A 15370-nucleotide genomic window follows, 5' to 3' on the forward strand; every position below is an offset into this window, starting at 1 on the left:
TTGCACCAAGCGAGAGAAGGCTCACGCGTGAGCGTGTACCCAAACGGCGCGGGCGGACGACACGCCAACGCGTGCCGTCCGCCCGCACCTTGAACTGGGGCCGAAGAACCCTCCCTACGAAACCACCGCCGGATCGGCGGACTTGGGCTCCGACCCGGCGTTGTCTTCGTCACCCATGGCGATTCCGCGCCGCTTTGAGACGTACACCGCCCCGGCGATCACGAGGAACGCCAGGACGGCGATCAGGATCCGCACGCCGATGCTCTTGTCCGGCCCGTAGGAGAACTTGATCACCGCGGGCGCGATGAGCAGCGACACCAGGTTCATGACCTTCAGCAGCGGGTTGATCGCGGGGCCCGCGGTGTCCTTGAAGGGGTCACCGACCGTGTCGCCGATCACGGTCGCCGCATGGGCCTCGCCGCCCTTGCCGCCGTGGTGGCCGTCCTCGACGAGTTTCTTGGCGTTGTCCCAGGCGCCACCGGAGTTGGCGAGGAACACCGCCATCAGCGTGCCCGCACCGATCGCGCCCGCCAGGAAAGCCCCGAGCGCTCCGACGCCGAGCGTGAACCCGATGAAGATGGGCGCCATCACCGCCAGCAGACCGGGCGTGGCGAGCTCGCGCAGGGCGTCCTTGGTGCAGATGTCGACGACCTTGCCGTACTCCGGTTGCTCGCTGTAGTCCATGATCCCGGGCTTCTCACGGAACTGCCGGCGAACCTCGTAGACCACCGAACCCGCCGACCGCGACACGGCGTTGATCGCCAATCCCGAGAAGAGGAAGACGACCGCCGCGCCTGCGACGAGACCCACGAGGTTGTTGGGCTGCGAGATGTCCATCATCAGGCTCATCGGGGCGCCTTCCCCGCTGAGTTTCTCGCCCACGTCCCGTGCGCCGGTGATGATCGCGTCGCGGTACGACCCGAACAGCGCCGCCGCCGCGAGCACGGCCGTGGCGATCGCGATGCCCTTGGTGATCGCCTTGGTGGTGTTGCCGACGGCGTCCAGGTTGGTGAGCACCTGCGCGCCCGCGCCCTCGACGTCGCCGGACATCTCCGCGATGCCCTGCGCGTTGTCGGAGACCGGCCCGAAGGTGTCCATCGCGACGATCACACCGACCGTCGTGAGCAGGCCGGTGCCCGCCAGCGCCACCGCGAACAGCGCCAGCATGATCGACGTGCCGCCGAGCAGGAACGCCCCGTACACACCGAGTCCGATCAACAACGCGGTGTAGACGGCCGATTCGAGACCGACGGAGATACCGGCGAGGACGACGGTGGCCGGGCCGGTGAGCGAGGTCTTGCCGATGTCCCTGACGGGCCGGCGGGTGGTCTCGGTGAAGTAGCCGGTCAGTTGCTGGATGAGGGCGGCGAGCACGATGCCGATGGCCACCGCGATCAGCGCGAGGACCCGCGGGTCACCGTCCTTGCCCAGGATCGCGGAGTCGGTGACGCCGTCGAGCTCGGAGTACTTCCCCGGCAGGTAGACGAAGACGGCCACCGCCACCAGCACCAGCGAGATCACCGCGGAGACGAAGAACCCGCGGTTGATGGCGCTCATGCCGCTGCGGTCGGCGCGCCGGGGCGCCACCGCGAAGATGCCGATCATGGCGGTGATCACACCGATCGCCGGCACGAGCAGCGGGAAGCCGAGCCCCGCGTTCCCGAAGGCCGCCGAGCCCAGGATGAGCGCGGCGACCAGGGTCACGGCGTACGACTCGAAGAGGTCGGCCGCCATGCCCGCGCAGTCGCCGACGTTGTCGCCCACGTTGTCGGCGATGGTCGCGGCATTGCGCGGATCGTCCTCCGGAATGCCCTGTTCGACCTTGCCGACCAGGTCGGCGCCGACGTCGGCGGCCTTGGTGAAGATGCCGCCGCCGACACGCATGAACATCGCGATCAGCGCGGCCCCGAGACCGAACCCCTCGAGCACCTTGGGCGCGTCGGCCGCGTAGACCAGCACCACGCAGGAGGCGCCGAGCAGGCCGAGGCCCACGGTGAACATGCCGACCACGCCACCCGTGCGAAAGGCGATCTTCATCGCCTTGTGCGAGACCGCGGTCAGATCCTTTTCCGGCTCGCCTTGAGCCGGGGTGGCTTCACGCGCCGCCGCGGCGACACGCACATTGCTGCGCACGGCGAGCCACATGCCGATATAGCCGGTGGCCGCCGAGAACGCCGCTCCGATCAGAAAGAACACCGACCGTCCGACACGCTGACTCCAGTCGTCCGCGGGCAGCAGCATGAGCAGGAAGAACACGACCACGGCGAATACGCCGAGCGTGCGCAGCTGACGGGCCAGATAGGCGTTGGCGCCTTCCTGGACCGCTGCCGCGATCTTCTTCATGCTGTCGGTGCCCTCGCCGGCCGCGAGCACCTGGCGCACCAGGACGCCCGCGACCGCCAGCGCCGCCAGTGCGACGACCGCGATGACCACGATGAGAACGCGGTTGCCATCGGTCAGCACGGCGGCTGCGAGGTCTGTGGGATGGCCCGACTGTTGTGAGAGAGAAAGCCCCGCCATTCGTCCTCCTTGACGCTTGGGCTGAGCTCAAGATGTGGACGGGATTGTAGGTACCGGAACCTGATCAAAACAGAGCCCGATAAACGGAATTGGCCTTCCGAGGTAATGCCCTGAAAGCATTCTGGGACTGCCGTGAGCGCGCGAATGATCGTGAACGAATTCACGCGTTGAACGGCACAGCAACTACTGTAAAGGCGACCACTGACACCCGCACACGACGAAGGGCCCCACGAGTGGGGCCCTCCGGAAGAACGGGTGTGTTCGGTGGCGGTGTCAGACCAGAATCGTCGGCGGCGGCGTGGTCGGCCACGTCATCTTGATCAGCCCGCCGTGCTCGCCCGCGCTGACCTCGACGTCGTCTACGAGTCCGCTGATGACCGCGAGGCCCATCTCGTCCTCGTCGGCCTCGCCGTCGGGGTCGCCGGGTCCCGCGCCGGGGGCGCGCTCGCCGGCCACCGCGTGCGGGGCCTCGTCGCCGACCTCGATGGAGAACTGCTTCTCCTCCTCGATCAGCAGCACCTTCACCGGTGCCGAGATCCCGACGGCCTGGTGCAGCCCGACGGCCCGGCTGCACGCCTCGCCGACGGCGAGCCTGACCTCGTCGAGGACGGCCTCGTCCACTCCGGCCCTGCGCGCCACCGCTGCCGCCACCAGCCGGGCGGTCCTGACGTGCTCGGGCAGCGCGCTGAAGCGGAGCTCAACGGTGGCCATGCATCCCCCTCGCGACTACGGGCGTGCTGGTGCGAGGCTCCGGGCCGCCGAAGCCCGGGCCCCCTCGGTCTTCTTTCGCCGACCATCGGCCGTCCCGGGCACACGGCCCGGGACCGGCGTCAGTCGGTGGCCGCAACCGCTTCCTCGACCGAGGTGTGAATCGGGAACACCTTGGTGAGGCCGGTGATACGGAAGATCTTCAAAATGCGCTCCTGGTTGCAGACCAGGCGCAGGGAGCCCTCATGGGCCCGCACGCGCTTCAGGCCGCCGACCAGTACGCCGAGTCCGGTGGAGTCGAGGAAGTCCACGCCCTCCATGTCGACGACAAGGTGGAAACTGCCGTCGTTCACCAGCTCGACCAACTGCTCGCGCAGCTTGGGCGCGGTATATACGTCGATTTCGCCACCGACCCTGACGATCGTGCGATCGCCCATGGTTTCGGTCGACAGGGACAGGTCCACGGATCCTCCAGCACCTTGCTATCGAGCGGTCGCCCTTGGGGCATTCGGCTTCAGCCCCTGGACGCTTCGCCAGCCGCGATGGCATTCAATCACTTACCGGCAGGCGTGCACGACGCCTTGGCTCCATTGTCCGTCACTCCAGTGACACACTCGGTGCCGATGGCCAAGAATCACCGATCCGATCGAACCCCGACGGACCCCGCCTCCCGGCCCGCGCCGGGCGCGGTCCTGGACCGGCTCGCGTCCGGTCCGAGCAGGGCTTCGCGCATTACTCATACGGAGCACTTGCCCCCGCGTGAGGGTCGGCATGCCGTCTGGCCCGACCGGATCCGCGCGGAGGTCGTGGCGGCCGTGCGGGCGGCGGGCATCGAGCATCCCTGGGCCCACCAGGCACGGGCGGCCGAGCACGCCCTGGACGGCGAGTCCGTCGTCGTCGCCACCGGCACGGCCTCCGGCAAGTCCCTGGCCTACCTCGTGCCGGTCCTGTCCACCCTTCTGGAGGGCGCGGAGGCCCCGAACGGCCGTGGTGCGACCGCCCTCTACCTCGCTCCGACCAAGGCGCTCGCGGCGGACCAGTGCCGGTCGGTGAAGGAACTTTCACACCCGCTGGGCCATTCGGTGCGCGCAGCCGTGTACGACGGCGATACTCCGTTCGAGGAACGCGAGTGGATCCGCCAGTACGCCAACTACGTCCTGACCAACCCGGACATGCTGCACCGGGGCATCCTGCCCTCCCACCCCCGCTGGTCCTCCTTCCTGAAGTCGCTGAAGTACGTCGTCATCGACGAGTGCCACACCTACCGCGGTGTCTTCGGCTCACACGTCGCCCAGGTGCTGCGCCGGCTGCGCCGCCTGTGTGCCCGCTACGGCGCGTCGCCCGTGTTCCTGCTGGCCTCGGCGACGGCAGCGGAACCCTCGGTGGCCGCCCGCCGCCTCACCGGCCTGCCGGTGCTGGAGGTGGCCGACGACGCCTCCCCACGCGGTGAACTGGTGTTCGCCCTCTGGGAGCCGCCGCTGACCGAGCTGCACGGCGAGAAGGGCGCCCCCGTCCGCCGCACGGCCACCGCCGAGGCCGCCGACCTGCTGACCGACCTCACCGTGCAGGGGGTGCGCTCGGTCGCCTTCGTCCGCTCCCGGCGCGGCGCCGAGCTGATCTCGGTCATTACCCAAGAGCGTCTGGCCGAGGTCGACCGGTCTCTGGCCCGGCGTGTCGCCGCGTACCGGGGCGGCTATCTCCCGGAAGAACGCCGCGCTCTCGAACAAGCCCTCCATTCGGGTGAACTCCTGGGCCTCGCCGCGACGAACGCCCTCGAGCTCGGCATCGACATCTCCGGCCTCGACGCGGTGGTCATCGCCGGCTACCCGGGCACCCGGGCGTCCCTCTGGCAGCAGGCGGGCCGGGCCGGAAGGTCCGGGCAGGGGGCGCTGGCCGTCCTGGTCGCCCGCGACGACCCGCTGGACACCTTCCTCGTCCACCATCCCGAAGCCCTCTTCGACCAGCCCGTCGAATCGACCGTCCTCGACCCCGACAACCCCTACGTGCTGGCCCCGCACCTGTGCGCGGCAGCGGCGGAGCTGCCCCTGACGGACGAGGACCTCGGCCTGTTCGGCCCGGCCAGCGAGGGCCTGCTGCCCCAGCTGGAGGCCGCGAAGCTGCTGCGCCGCCGCACCCGGGCCTGGCACTGGACCCGCCGCGAGCGCGCCGCCGACCTGACGGACATCCGCGGTGAGGGCGGGCGTCCGGTCCAGGTCGTCGAGACCGGCACGGGCCGGCTGCTCGGCACGGTCGACGCCGGCGCCGCGCACTCGACGGTGCACGAGGGGGCCGTCCACCTCCACCAGGGCCGCACGTACCTGGTGCGGTCGCTGGACCTGGAGGACTCCGTCGCCCTCGTCGAGGAGGCCGCCCCGCCCTACTCCACGGTCGCCCGCGACACCACGTCCATATCCGTCCTGGAGACGGACGTGGAGATCCCCTGGGGCGACGGCCGCCTCTGCTACGGCTCCGTCGAGGTCACCAACCAGGTCGTCTCCTTCCTGCGCCGCCGGCTCATGACGGGTGAGGTCCTGGGCGAGACCAAGCTCGACCTCCCACCCCGTACGCTGCGCACCCGCGCCGTGTGGTGGACCGTCACCGAGGACCAGCTGGACCGCGCCCGGATCAACCCGGAGATCCTCGGCGGCTCCCTGCACGCCGCCGAACACGCGTCGATCGGCCTGCTGCCCCTCTTCGCGACCTGCGACCGCTGGGACATCGGCGGCGTCTCGATCCCGCTCCACCCCGACACGCTCCTGCCCACGGTCTTCGTCTACGACGGCCACCCGGGCGGTGCGGGCTTCGCGGAGCGCGCCTTCCACACCGCCCGCACCTGGCTGACCGCCACCCGCCAGGCCATCGCGTCCTGCGAGTGCGACGCCGGCTGCCCGTCCTGCATCCAGTCCCCCAAGTGCGGCAACGGCAACGACCCGCTGCACAAGAGGGGGGCGGTGCGGCTCCTCACGGTGCTGCTGGAAGGGGCGCCGGTGGAGAAGGAGCCGGGGGACGAGGCGCCTTCTCCTCCGAAGCCGCCGAGAGCGCCAGCGGAGCCGTCGGAGGCCCCGCCCGCGCCCTGACCTCCGCCGTGAACGGTCCCCGGCCCGACGCCGCCGTCACGTCGGAAACATCCCCGGCGACCTCGCACCGCACCAGCCGTACGCCCTGCGCCCGGGCCACCCGTCCCGCTCGGGCGCAGGCCGTCGTGCCGCCCTCGGCCCAGTGGTCCGCCGCGGCGAGCGCCGCGAGATCCGCCCCGCCCGCCGCGCGATGCCGGACGACGACGGCCTGCCCGAGCGCGAGGACGACGCCGAACACCACGCACAGAACGGCGATCGCCCCGACACTCCAGACGGTGGCGGAGCCCCTGTCCGACCCCACCACCGCTCGGCGCACTCTCACGTGCCCACCGCCTCCTCCACCGACGCCACGGCCTCCTCGCGCACGGCGAAGGACAGGCCCCGCAGCACCGGCGGCTCGGCCACGACGGTCACCCGGACGTGCTCCGCGTCCCGGCTGACCGTCACCTTCGCGCCGGGCGGCGCCGCCTCGCGGGTCAGCTTCACGACCGCGCCGGGCGGGTCCTGCCGGGCCGCCGCACGCGCGCCCGTCCGCGCCGCGTCCACGCACTGGATCTGCGCGGCCACGACCAGCAGCCCCCACACCAGCGCCATCGCGAACATCACCAGCACCGGCAGCACCACGGCCGACTCCGCCGTGACGAACCCCCGGTCCGCGCCCCGCTCACATCCGCGCACTGAGGGCGTCCTTCACGATCTTCTGCAGTTCCGCGCTGACCGCGCCGCTCGTGACGACCTTGTAGAGCACCACGGCGAACGCGACCGCCGCGACGATTCCCATCGCGTACTCGGACGTGACCATCCCCCCGTCCCGCCTCGCCGCGCGCATCCCGCACACCAGGGCACACAGCCGTGCCCGTACCGCCTGATACATCTCAACCCCCGTAGGAAAGAGTCCGAACCACCATCGTTTGTCGCTCACTTGCTCCCATTCCGTCGCCGCGTCACCCACCACCCCCTCCGAGCACCCCGCCCGCGAGTCCGATCACCACGGGCAGCACACCGACCGCGATGAACGCGGGCAGGAAGCACAAGCCGACCGGGGCGCTGACCGTCACGCCCGCTCGACGGGCCCTGGCCGTGGCGGCTCGGCCCCAGTCGGCCCGGGCCTCAGCGGCGAGCCGGGCGACCGGCACTGCCGCGGGCTGCCCGGACACATCGGCGCGTTCGAGCAGCCGGGCCAGCCCTTCGGCGCCCGGCACGGCGCCCAACCGCCGCCAGGCCGAGCCCGGTTCGCCGCCCAACCGCACCTCCGCCGCACCTCGGGCCAGGGCGTCGCCGACAGGTCCGCCCAAGGCCTCACCCACCGCCTGTGCCGCGATCACCGGGCCGGCGCCCGCCGCGATGCAGGCCGCCAGCAGGTCGGCGGCGAGGGGAAGTTGCCGCGCCGCCTCCGCGAGGTCGAGGGCGCCCGGGTCCGCGTCGGCCGCCTCCCGGCTCAGCCGCCACCGCCACACCCCCACCGCCCCGGCCAGTCCCACGGCGGCCCCGGCGAGGCCTCCGATCAGCACCCATCCGGCGCACGCCACACCCACCGGAGCCGGCCAGGTCCGTGCGGCCGCACGCCATGCCGGCCGCTGGGCGGGACCAGTCGCTTCGCGCACCACTGACAGCTCGGCCAGTCGCCGGCGCATTCTCCGACGGCGACGCGCCTGCACCAGCCGGCGCGCCAGCCATCCGGCGGCCAGCACGATCCCCACGGCCGCCCCCAGCCTGTGGACGACGTCCCCGCTCATGCCGCCGCCTCCGCGCCCCGCACGATCCGCCGCACCCACCACAGCCCCAGGCCCTCCAGCGCCCCGCCGGCCGCGAGACAGCCCAGACCCGCCCCGGTGTGCAGCAGGACGTGGAGGGGGTCGGCCCCGAGGGCGGTTCCGATGAGAAGCCCCAGAGCAGGCAGCCCGGCCAGCATCACCGCCGTGGCCCGGGCTCCCGCCAACTGGGCCCGGAGGTCGCACTGCTGGTCGCGTTCGGCGCGCAGGGCGGCGGCGAGCCGGTCGAGTCCGGCCGCGAGCCCCGCGCCCTGGTCCACGGCCACCCGCCAGCACGCCGCGAGTCCGCGCAGGCCCTCGGCGCCCGGTTGCCGTGCCGCCGTGGCGAGCGTGTCCGGCACGTCACCGCCGAACCGCGCCGCGGCCAGCACCGTGGACTGCGCCTCCGCGAGTCCGCCGCAGTCCCGGGCGGCCCGGAGCAGCGCCTCACCCGGCTGGCGTCCGGCCCGCACCTCGCCGCCGAGCGCCCCGCACAACGCGATCACCGCGTCGGTCCGGCGCTCTCGGTCCCGCCGGGCCCGGCCGGCCAGCCTGGCCCGCCTCAGCAGCGGCACCCCGGCCGCCCCCAGGACGACCGGCAGCACCGACGTCCCGAGCACCGCCAGCACCAGCCCGGCCACCGCCGACCACCACTCGGCCCGCAGCCGTCCACGGACGCGCCGCAGCTCACCGGCCGTGCGTCGCCAGCCGAGGGGCCCTCTCCCGACGGGGCCGCCCTCCGCGAGCAGCAACCGCGCCCGCCGTGCCGTCTCCTCCCGTTCGGCCAGCAGCCAGACAGCCGCCCCCATACACGCCACGGCCGCACCCACCGTCATCTCAGGCGCCCCCGTCATGCCTCTCCTCCCTCGTCAGCACCCGGCTCGATCTCCTGCGTTCCGCCCCGCAGCAGCCCCCTCAGCCGCTCCCAGCCGCGCTCGCGCACGAACGCCTCCGCTCCCCACCGCAGCGCCGGCACCGTCCGCACCAGGCCCGACGCGTCCCGCTCCAGCACGTGCACCTCGGCGATCCGCCGTCGCCCGGCCCGGTCGCGCACCAGGTGCAGCACCACGGAGAGGGCGGCCGCCAACTGGCTGTGCAGTGCGGCCCGATCGAGCCCCGCGGCCGTGCCGAGCGCCTCCAGCCGGGCCGGTACATCGGCGGCGGCGTTGGCGTGCACGGTCCCGCAGCCGCCCTCGTGGCCGGTGTTCAACGCGGCCAGCAGGTGCACCACCTCGGGCCCGCGCACCTCGCCCACGACCAGCCGGTCGGGCCGCATCCGCAGCGCCTGGCGCACCAGGTCCTCCAGGGTGACGAGGCCCGCGCCCTCCTGGTTGGCGGGTCTGGTCTCCAGTCGCACGACGTGCGGGTGGTCGGGCCGCAGCTCCGCCGAGTCCTCGGCGAGGACGATCCGCTCCCCCGGCCCCACCAGACCCAGCAGGGCACTCAGCAGCGTGGTCTTGCCGGTGCCCGTGCCGCCGCTGACGAGGAAGGACAGCCGGGCGTCGAGCAGGGCGCGCAACATGCGGTCCCCGCCCGGCGGCACGGTGCCCGCCGCGACCAGCTCGCCGAGCGTGAAGGCGCGCGGCCTCACGACCCGCAGCGACAGGCAGGCGCAGCCCACGGCCACCGGCGGCAGCACCGCGTGCAGCCGCGTCCCGTCGGGCAGCCGGGCGTCGGCCCAGGGCCGGGCGTCGTCCAGGCGTCGCCCGGCCACGGCGGCGAGACGCTGGGCGAGCCGTCGCACGGCCGCCGCGTCCGCGAACCGCACCCGCGTCAGCTCCAGTCCGCCGCCCCGGTCCACCCAGATCCGGTCCGGGGCCGACACCAGCACGTCCGTCACCGCCGGATCGGCGAGGAGCGGCTCCAGCGGTCCGCTTCCGACCAGTTCGGACCGCAACTGCGCGGCGGCCCCCAGGACTTCGGTGTCCCCGAGGACCCGTCCCTGCTCCCGCAGGGCCTGCGCCACGCGCGCGGGGGTCGGTTCTGCCCCGCTCTCGGCCAGCCACCGCCGCACCCCGTCCAGCAGCGCCGCGCCCTCGAGCCCGGCCAGGGTGCTCATGCCGTACCCGCCTCGACGAGCGCGCGCTCCCAGAACTCCTTGCAGAACCGGGCCAGCGGTCCGCGCGGGGCGGCACCCGGGGGTGCCATGCCCTCGTCCGGGCGCGACAGCCCCGGCTCGGCCGGCACCTCACCGACCAGGGGAAGTCCGAGCAGCCGGGCCACCTCGCGGTCGTCGAGCCCCGGCGGGTACGGCCCGCGGACCGCCACCCGCAGGTCCCGGAGAACCATGCCGACCGCCGAGGCGACCCGCCCCGCGGCCGCGACGGCCCGCAGCTCGGCGGGCACCACCAGCACGCCCACATCCAGCTGGGAGAGGACCTCGGCGACGCCGTCGTCGATCCGGCGTGGCAGGTCGACCACGACGGTGCCACCCCGGCGCCGGGCCGCCGCGAGCACCGCGCGCACCGCCTGCGGCGGGACCGCGATCCGATCGCCGCGGTCCCAGCTGAGCACCCGCAGTGCGTGCAGCTCCGGCAGCGACTCCTCCAGGGCTCCGCCGCCCACCCGTCCGCGCGAGGACGCGAAGGCGGGCCAGCGCAGTCCTTCGGCCGTCTCACCGCCGAGGAGTACATCGAGTCCGCCGCCCAGCGGATCGGCGTCCACGAGGAGGGTGCGCAGTCCCTCCCGCGCGGAGGTGACGGCGAGGGCGCACGCGAGCGTGGACGCTCCGGCCCCGCCCCGGCCGCCGATGACGCCGACGGTGAGGGCGGGCCGGCCGACGCCCTCGGCCACGTCGGCGATCCGGTCGACCAGCCACTGCTCGCCGTCGGGCAGCATCAGGACGTGCTCGGCGCCGATCTCGACGGCCCGCCGCCACACCCCGGAGTCGTCCTGGTCCCGGCCGACGAGGACGACGCCCCTTCTGCGCGCGGCCCCGCGAACCCGCCGCGCGGCGTCGTCGCCGACCAGGACGAGCGGTGCGGCCTCCCAGCTGCCTCTGCGCTCCGGCACCCCGTGGTGCACCTCGGGTGTGGCGCCGGCTGCCGCGCACAAGCGCAGCAGATCGTCGAGGAGTTCGGTGTCCTCGGTGACGATCAGCGGCCCTCCCTGCCGCCCTCCGGCGGCCGACGGCGGATCGTGTGTGACGGTCCCGGCCACGGCTTTCAACCCCCTTCGCTGCACGACTCGCGCGACCCCTGCGGCCCCGCGATTCCCATAGGTCGGAAGAGCCGACAAGCGGCCTCCCTGTGAACGGCCGACAGAATCCGGCCAAACGCCCCCGGGTACTCGGAACCGGCCATGAACTCGCCGCGAGCGGGACGCGTCGGAATCAAGGTGCAGCGATCCCGGAAATCGTGTGGATCTTGGTGGATAACTGTGGACGTCCCGGGAGTTGTGAATAGCGCCATCACCCATACCGGTGAGCCACGCGGGCCCTGCGCACAGGCCTCACAGAGCAGCGCGACGGCTACACACCGTGATAAGCCATGAGCATGACAACGCTGCACACGAGAGCCGTAGCAGAGAAGCCTTCAGGCCGCGCGAAGACGGGAAAACCCACCCGGACATGCGACGACCCCCGCCGGGGGGGAGAGCGGGGGTCGTCCCCACGGCCGACTCGGGGGGGGAGGAGTCGGGCCGGGTTAGCACGGTCGCGAACGATCCGTGACTTCCATGGTGTACCCGAGAGCCTTCTCAGGCAAACCCACGCGCCCCACCTTACGCCGAATGGGCTGCCCCTATGCTCTGGGGCGTGGAAAACCACTCCTTGCCCCGCACAGCCGCCTTCTTTGACCTGGACAAGACGGTCATTGCGAAGTCGAGCACGCTCACGTTCAGCAAGTCGTTCTACCAAGGCGGTCTGATCAACCGCCGGGCCGTCTTGCGCACCGCATATGCCCAGTTCGTCTTCCTCGCCGGCGGCGCCGACCACGACCAGATGGAGCGGATGCGCGCATATCTCTCCGCCCTGTGCCGTGGTTGGAACGTGCGGCAGGTCAAGGAGATCGTCGCCGAGACGCTGCACGACCTGATCGACCCGATCATCTACGACGAGGCCGCCTCCCTCATCGAGGAGCACCACACCGCCGGCCGTGACGTGGTGATCGTGTCCACGTCGGGCGCGGAGGTGGTCGAGCCGATCGGCGAGCTGCTGGGCGCGGACCGCGTGGTCGCCACCCGCATGGTCGTGGGAGACGACGGCTGCTTCACCGGCGAGGTGGAGTACTACGCGTACGGCCCGACCAAGGCGGAGGCCGTCAGGGAGCTAGCCGAGTCCGAGGGGTACGACCTCAGCCGCTGCTACGCCTACAGCGACTCGGCGACCGATGTGCCGATGCTGGAATCCGTCGGCAATCCGCACGCCGTGAACCCGGACAGGGCACTGCGCCGCGAGGCCCTCGCGCGCGGGTGGCCGATCCTCGACTTCCACCGCCCGGTCCGGCTCAAGCAGCGCATCCCCGCGTTCTCCGTACCGCCGCGCCCGGCACTCGTCGCGGTCGCCGCGATAGGCGCCGCCGCGGCCACCGCGGGACTCGTCTGGTATGCGAACCGGCGTCGGTCGACGGTCGCTTGACCTGTGGCGATCGCCCTTCCTGTGTGAACCCGAAAGTAAAGAAGCAGGGCCTGGACTTCCGCTTACCGCGGGGCAGGAGTACAAAGGACTCAACGGCCCGCGAGACCAAGGACATCCGAGAGGATCACCTTTTTACGCATTTGGCCCCACGGACCGAGCATGAACACCGGGCACCCACGCGACGTCGACCCGTCGAATACGGGCCAGCCGCACCAGGGGACGGGCAGAGCTCCCGACCTGATGGGCACATATCGAGGACGCTTGGTAACCCGATGCTCATGCCAGCGGCGGTACGAGAACTCGTACCGCCGCATTGATTTTCCGGCCGAACGATGTCACGCAGCTCCGCGCTGCAAGGCCTCGCACACCGCCATCGACTCGCGCGCCCCCAGTTCGACCGCCCTGCCGCAGTGGGCGATCCAGGCGGCGACGCCTTCCGGGGTACCGGAGACATACCCGGCGAGGGCCTCCAGGTACGCGTCACGTCCCAGTTCCGCGTGACCGACCTCGGCCGCGCAGACCGACTTCGGGTCCAGCCCGCTGCCGACCAGGACGACGCGCTCGGCCGTGCGCGCGACCAGACCGTTGTGGGACGTGAAGGGACGCAGCGCGAGGAGCTCGCCGTGCACGACGGCGGCCGTCACCAGCGCCGGGGCGGAGCCGCCCGTGATGATCAGCCCGGCCAGTCCGTCCAGCCTGCCGTGCGTTTCGGTGGCGCTCGGCAGCGGCAGCCCGACGAGCGGCTCGTCGACCAACTCGCCCTCCTTGCGGGGCCGGCCCACCTGGTCACCCTTGTCCGCGGCGGCCACCAGGTGCAACCGGGCCAGCACCCGCAGGGGTGACTGCCGCCAGATCGACAGCAGCTGGCCCGCCTCCGCGGTGAGCCGCAGGGCGGCACCCACGGTGCGGGCCTCGTCGTCACCGCTGAAGTCCGTGCGCCGGCGCACCTCCTCCAGGACCCAGTCCGCTCCGGACAGCGCGGCCGAGCCGCGGGCGCCCCGCAGTGCGGCCTCGGAGGTGATCGCGTTGCTGCGCCGCCGCATGACCCGGTGTCCGTAGACCCGGTCCACGGCCTTGCGCACGGACTCCACGGAATCGGCCACTCCGGGCAGCGCCCCCAGGGCCGCGAGGGGATCGGCGGTCGCGCCTGCTGTACTCATGAGTACGACCCTACGCACCCCGGGGCCCCGCCCCGCGGCGGAGTGGCCTTCTTCACGCGCGCGTGCACCACCCGGCGTCCGCCCGGAGGGCTACCTCCCGGCCGCCGGAGCCCCGGGCACACCCCTGGGTGCCGGGACGGGCCGGTCCGACAGGAAGGACGCCCAGCCCGCCCTGGGCGCCTGGCCGACCGGCAGGGTGCGCAGCTTCTCCAGCGTCTTCGGGTCCTGGGCGTCGAGCCAGTCCACGAGCTGCCGGAACGAGACACAGCGCACCTCCTCCTTGGTGCACACCGACTCGATGACCTCCTCGACGGCCCGCATGTAGGTGCCGCCGTTCCAGGACTCGAAGTGGTTGCCGATGATCAGGGGCGCGCGGTTGCCCTCATAGGCCCGTGAGAAGCCCCTGAGCAGGCCGTCCCGCATCTGGTCGCCCCAGAAGTCGAACTTGGCGGGGTTGCCCTGCGTGGTGGTGCCCGACTGGTTGACCATGAAGTTGTAGTCCATGGTGAGCTGCTCGAAGGAGTGGCCGGGGAACGGCACGAGCTGCATGGAGACGTCCCACAGGCCCATCTTCTTCCTCGGCCAGACCTGGTCGTTCACGCCGCTGGTGTCGTAGCGGAAGCCCATGTCGCGGGCCGCCCTCATGAAGTTGCGCTGGCCCTCCAGACAGGGTGTGCGGGCGCCGATGAGCTCCTTGTCGTAGTCGAAGGGCAGCGGGGAAGCGCCCTTCAGGCCGGTGTTGGTCTTCCAGGTCTTCACGAACTGCTTGGCCTGGGAGATCTCGTCCTTCCAGTCCTGCACCGACCACTCGCCGACGCCGCCGCCGCTGCCGCAGAAGTGACCGTTGAAGTGGGTACCGACCTCGTTGCCCTCCAGCCACGCCAGGCGCAGCTGCTTCGCGGTGGCGGCGATGCCGCGGCGGTCGTTGAAACCGATGTCGGAGCGGCCCGGGGAGTGCTGCGGCGGCCGGTACCGGTCGCGCTTGTCCTCCGGCAGCATGTACACGCCGCTCAGGAAGTACGTCATGGTCGCGTTGTTCTTCCTGGCGACCTTGCGGAAGTGCGAGAACAGCTTCTGGCTGTCCTCGCCCGCGCCGTCCCAGGAGAAGACGACGAACTGCGGGGGCTTCTGGCCGGGCCGCAGGCGTTCGGGGCGGGGCAAGTGCGGCTGGGCCCCGGTGTAGGCGGTGGAACCGTCCCCGATCAGCCGGACCGCGCTCTTCGGCGCCTGCGCGGGCGGCGCCTTCGGCGGGTCGGGGGCCTCTTGCCGGGGGGTCTCGGTCACGCAGCCGGCGAGCGATGCGGCGCAGACCGCGGCGATCACGGAACTCGCGGCGATCCTGTGGGTGGCGGCCATGTTCCGTCCACCTTCTTCCTTCTCTCGGGTGCGGACAGCGCCGCCAAATTCGCACGAGACCGAGAAGGAATTAGTAGGACAAGCCGATCAAATGACCACTCCACTCTTCAGGGTGATCTATTCACCCATTTGCCCGTGAAGTCCATGCTCGTCCTTTACTCTGCATTACGATCCGTTTACCGAGTGTTGATTCATCCCGCCGATTTACACCGTGACCGCCGC

General features: G+C 71.9%; 14 protein-coding genes. 2 read left to right on the forward strand and 12 right to left on the reverse strand.

The annotated features are described in order from the left end of the window. Nucleotides 1-114: 114 nt before the first annotated feature. The 3 genes from ABTX60_RS22620 to bldG all read right to left on the reverse strand — a co-directional run bounded on the left by ABTX60_RS22620 (nt 115) and on the right by bldG (nt 3692). Entirely contained in the window at nt 115-2520 is a 2406-nt protein-coding gene (locus ABTX60_RS22620) for a sodium-translocating pyrophosphatase (protein WP_352098804.1), read from the reverse strand. 273 nt (nt 2521-2793) lie between these two features. Further along, nucleotides 2794-3231, reverse strand: a complete 438-nt coding sequence (locus tag ABTX60_RS22625; protein WP_352098805.1) for an ATP-binding protein — start codon at nt 3229-3231, stop codon at nt 2794-2796. A gap of 119 nt (nt 3232-3350) precedes the next feature. After that, complete coding sequence (gene bldG, locus ABTX60_RS22630) at nt 3351-3692, reverse strand: anti-sigma factor antagonist BldG (protein WP_003991900.1); 342 nt, start codon at nt 3690-3692, stop codon at nt 3351-3353. Nucleotides 3693-3770: 78 nt separating this feature from the next. Here bldG and ABTX60_RS22635 point away from each other — a divergent pair, with 78 nt between their 5' ends. Beyond that, a complete protein-coding gene (locus ABTX60_RS22635; protein WP_352098806.1) occupies nt 3771-6305 on the forward strand; it encodes a DEAD/DEAH box helicase in 2535 nt (844 codons plus the stop codon). On the opposite strand, the gene ABTX60_RS22640 is transcribed toward ABTX60_RS22635, so the two are convergent. From ABTX60_RS22640 to ssd, 7 genes are all read right to left on the reverse strand, one after another. Continuing rightward, nucleotides 6190-6621 carry an Rv3654c family TadE-like protein gene (locus ABTX60_RS22640; RefSeq protein WP_352098876.1) on the reverse strand — a complete coding sequence of 144 codons (432 nt, stop codon included), beginning with the start codon at nt 6619-6621 and terminating at the stop codon, nt 6190-6192. The genes ABTX60_RS22635 and ABTX60_RS22640 overlap by 116 nt on opposite strands. 2 nt (nt 6622-6623) lie before the next feature. Beyond that, nucleotides 6624-6983 carry a TadE family type IV pilus minor pilin gene (locus ABTX60_RS22645; RefSeq protein WP_351627280.1) on the reverse strand — a complete coding sequence of 120 codons (360 nt, stop codon included), beginning with the start codon at nt 6981-6983 and terminating at the stop codon, nt 6624-6626. Then, nucleotides 6970-7179 carry a DUF4244 domain-containing protein gene (locus ABTX60_RS22650; RefSeq protein ID WP_352098807.1) on the reverse strand — a complete coding sequence of 70 codons (210 nt, stop codon included), beginning with the start codon at nt 7177-7179 and terminating at the stop codon, nt 6970-6972. Before ABTX60_RS22650 ends, ABTX60_RS22645 begins: the two co-directional genes overlap by 14 nt. 70 nt (nt 7180-7249) lie before the next feature. Further along, entirely contained in the window at nt 7250-8041 is a 792-nt protein-coding gene (locus tag ABTX60_RS22655) for a type II secretion system F family protein (RefSeq protein ID WP_352098808.1), read from the reverse strand. Next, the gene (locus tag ABTX60_RS22660; protein ID WP_352098809.1) at nt 8038-8910 is read right to left on the reverse strand and encodes a type II secretion system F family protein; all 873 of its coding nucleotides are present in this window, start codon (nt 8908-8910) and stop codon (nt 8038-8040) included. Before ABTX60_RS22660 ends, ABTX60_RS22655 begins: the two co-directional genes overlap by 4 nt. Beyond that, complete coding sequence (locus ABTX60_RS22665) at nt 8907-10115, reverse strand: TadA family conjugal transfer-associated ATPase (RefSeq protein ID WP_352098810.1); 1209 nt, start codon at nt 10113-10115, stop codon at nt 8907-8909. The genes ABTX60_RS22660 and ABTX60_RS22665 overlap by 4 nt, the downstream gene beginning before the upstream one ends. Then, nucleotides 10112-11215, reverse strand: coding sequence for a septum site-determining protein Ssd (ssd, locus tag ABTX60_RS22670; RefSeq protein ID WP_352098811.1), 1104 nt, complete (start codon nt 11213-11215; stop codon nt 10112-10114). The genes ABTX60_RS22665 and ssd overlap by 4 nt, the downstream gene beginning before the upstream one ends. A 583-nt stretch (nt 11216-11798) precedes the next feature. Between ssd and ABTX60_RS22675 the strand changes: the two genes are divergently transcribed. Next, entirely contained in the window at nt 11799-12632 is an 834-nt protein-coding gene (locus ABTX60_RS22675) for an HAD family hydrolase (protein ID WP_352098812.1), read from the forward strand. 335 nt (nt 12633-12967) lie between these two features. Here the strand turns inward: ABTX60_RS22675 and ABTX60_RS22680 are convergent, their stop codons facing one another. Together ABTX60_RS22680 and ABTX60_RS22685 are read right to left on the reverse strand one after the other, a co-directional pair. Beyond that, on the reverse strand, nt 12968-13792 hold the full coding sequence (locus tag ABTX60_RS22680; RefSeq protein WP_352098813.1) for a Fic family protein: 825 nt from the start codon (nt 13790-13792) through the stop codon (nt 12968-12970). A gap of 90 nt (nt 13793-13882) precedes the next feature. Continuing rightward, on the reverse strand, nt 13883-15148 hold the full coding sequence (locus ABTX60_RS22685; RefSeq protein ID WP_352098814.1) for a polysaccharide deacetylase family protein: 1266 nt from the start codon (nt 15146-15148) through the stop codon (nt 13883-13885). Nucleotides 15149-15370 lie beyond the last annotated feature (222 nt).

Origin of the sequence: Streptomyces sp. NPDC126510 (genome assembly GCF_040302345.1) — a bacterium.
GTDB lineage: Bacteria > Actinomycetota > Actinomycetes > Streptomycetales > Streptomycetaceae > Streptomyces.

What these genes read in the sequence shown, in the direction of transcription:
- ABTX60_RS22665 (WP_352098810.1), bottom strand. Translation starts at nt 10,115, where the DNA reads ATGAGCACCCTGGCCGGGCTCGAGGGCGCGGCGCTGCTGGACGGGGTG.
- ABTX60_RS22655 (WP_352098808.1), bottom strand. Translation starts at nt 8,041, where the DNA reads ATGAGCGGGGACGTCGTCCACAGGCTGGGGGCGGCCGTGGGGATCGTG.
- ABTX60_RS22650 (WP_352098807.1), bottom strand. Translation starts at nt 7,179, where the DNA reads ATGTATCAGGCGGTACGGGCACGGCTGTGTGCCCTGGTGTGCGGGATG.
- ABTX60_RS22680 (WP_352098813.1), bottom strand. Translation starts at nt 13,792, where the DNA reads ATGAGTACAGCAGGCGCGACCGCCGATCCCCTCGCGGCCCTGGGGGCG.
- ABTX60_RS22625 (WP_352098805.1), bottom strand. Translation starts at nt 3,231, where the DNA reads ATGGCCACCGTTGAGCTCCGCTTCAGCGCGCTGCCCGAGCACGTCAGG.
- ABTX60_RS22660 (WP_352098809.1), bottom strand. Translation starts at nt 8,910, where the DNA reads ATGACGGGGGCGCCTGAGATGACGGTGGGTGCGGCCGTGGCGTGTATG.
- ABTX60_RS22635 (WP_352098806.1), top strand. Translation starts at nt 3,771, where the DNA reads ATGGCATTCAATCACTTACCGGCAGGCGTGCACGACGCCTTGGCTCCA.
- ABTX60_RS22620 (WP_352098804.1), bottom strand. Translation starts at nt 2,520, where the DNA reads ATGGCGGGGCTTTCTCTCTCACAACAGTCGGGCCATCCCACAGACCTC.
- ABTX60_RS22675 (WP_352098812.1), top strand. Translation starts at nt 11,799, where the DNA reads ATGCTCTGGGGCGTGGAAAACCACTCCTTGCCCCGCACAGCCGCCTTC.
- ABTX60_RS22685 (WP_352098814.1), bottom strand. Translation starts at nt 15,148, where the DNA reads ATGGCCGCCACCCACAGGATCGCCGCGAGTTCCGTGATCGCCGCGGTC.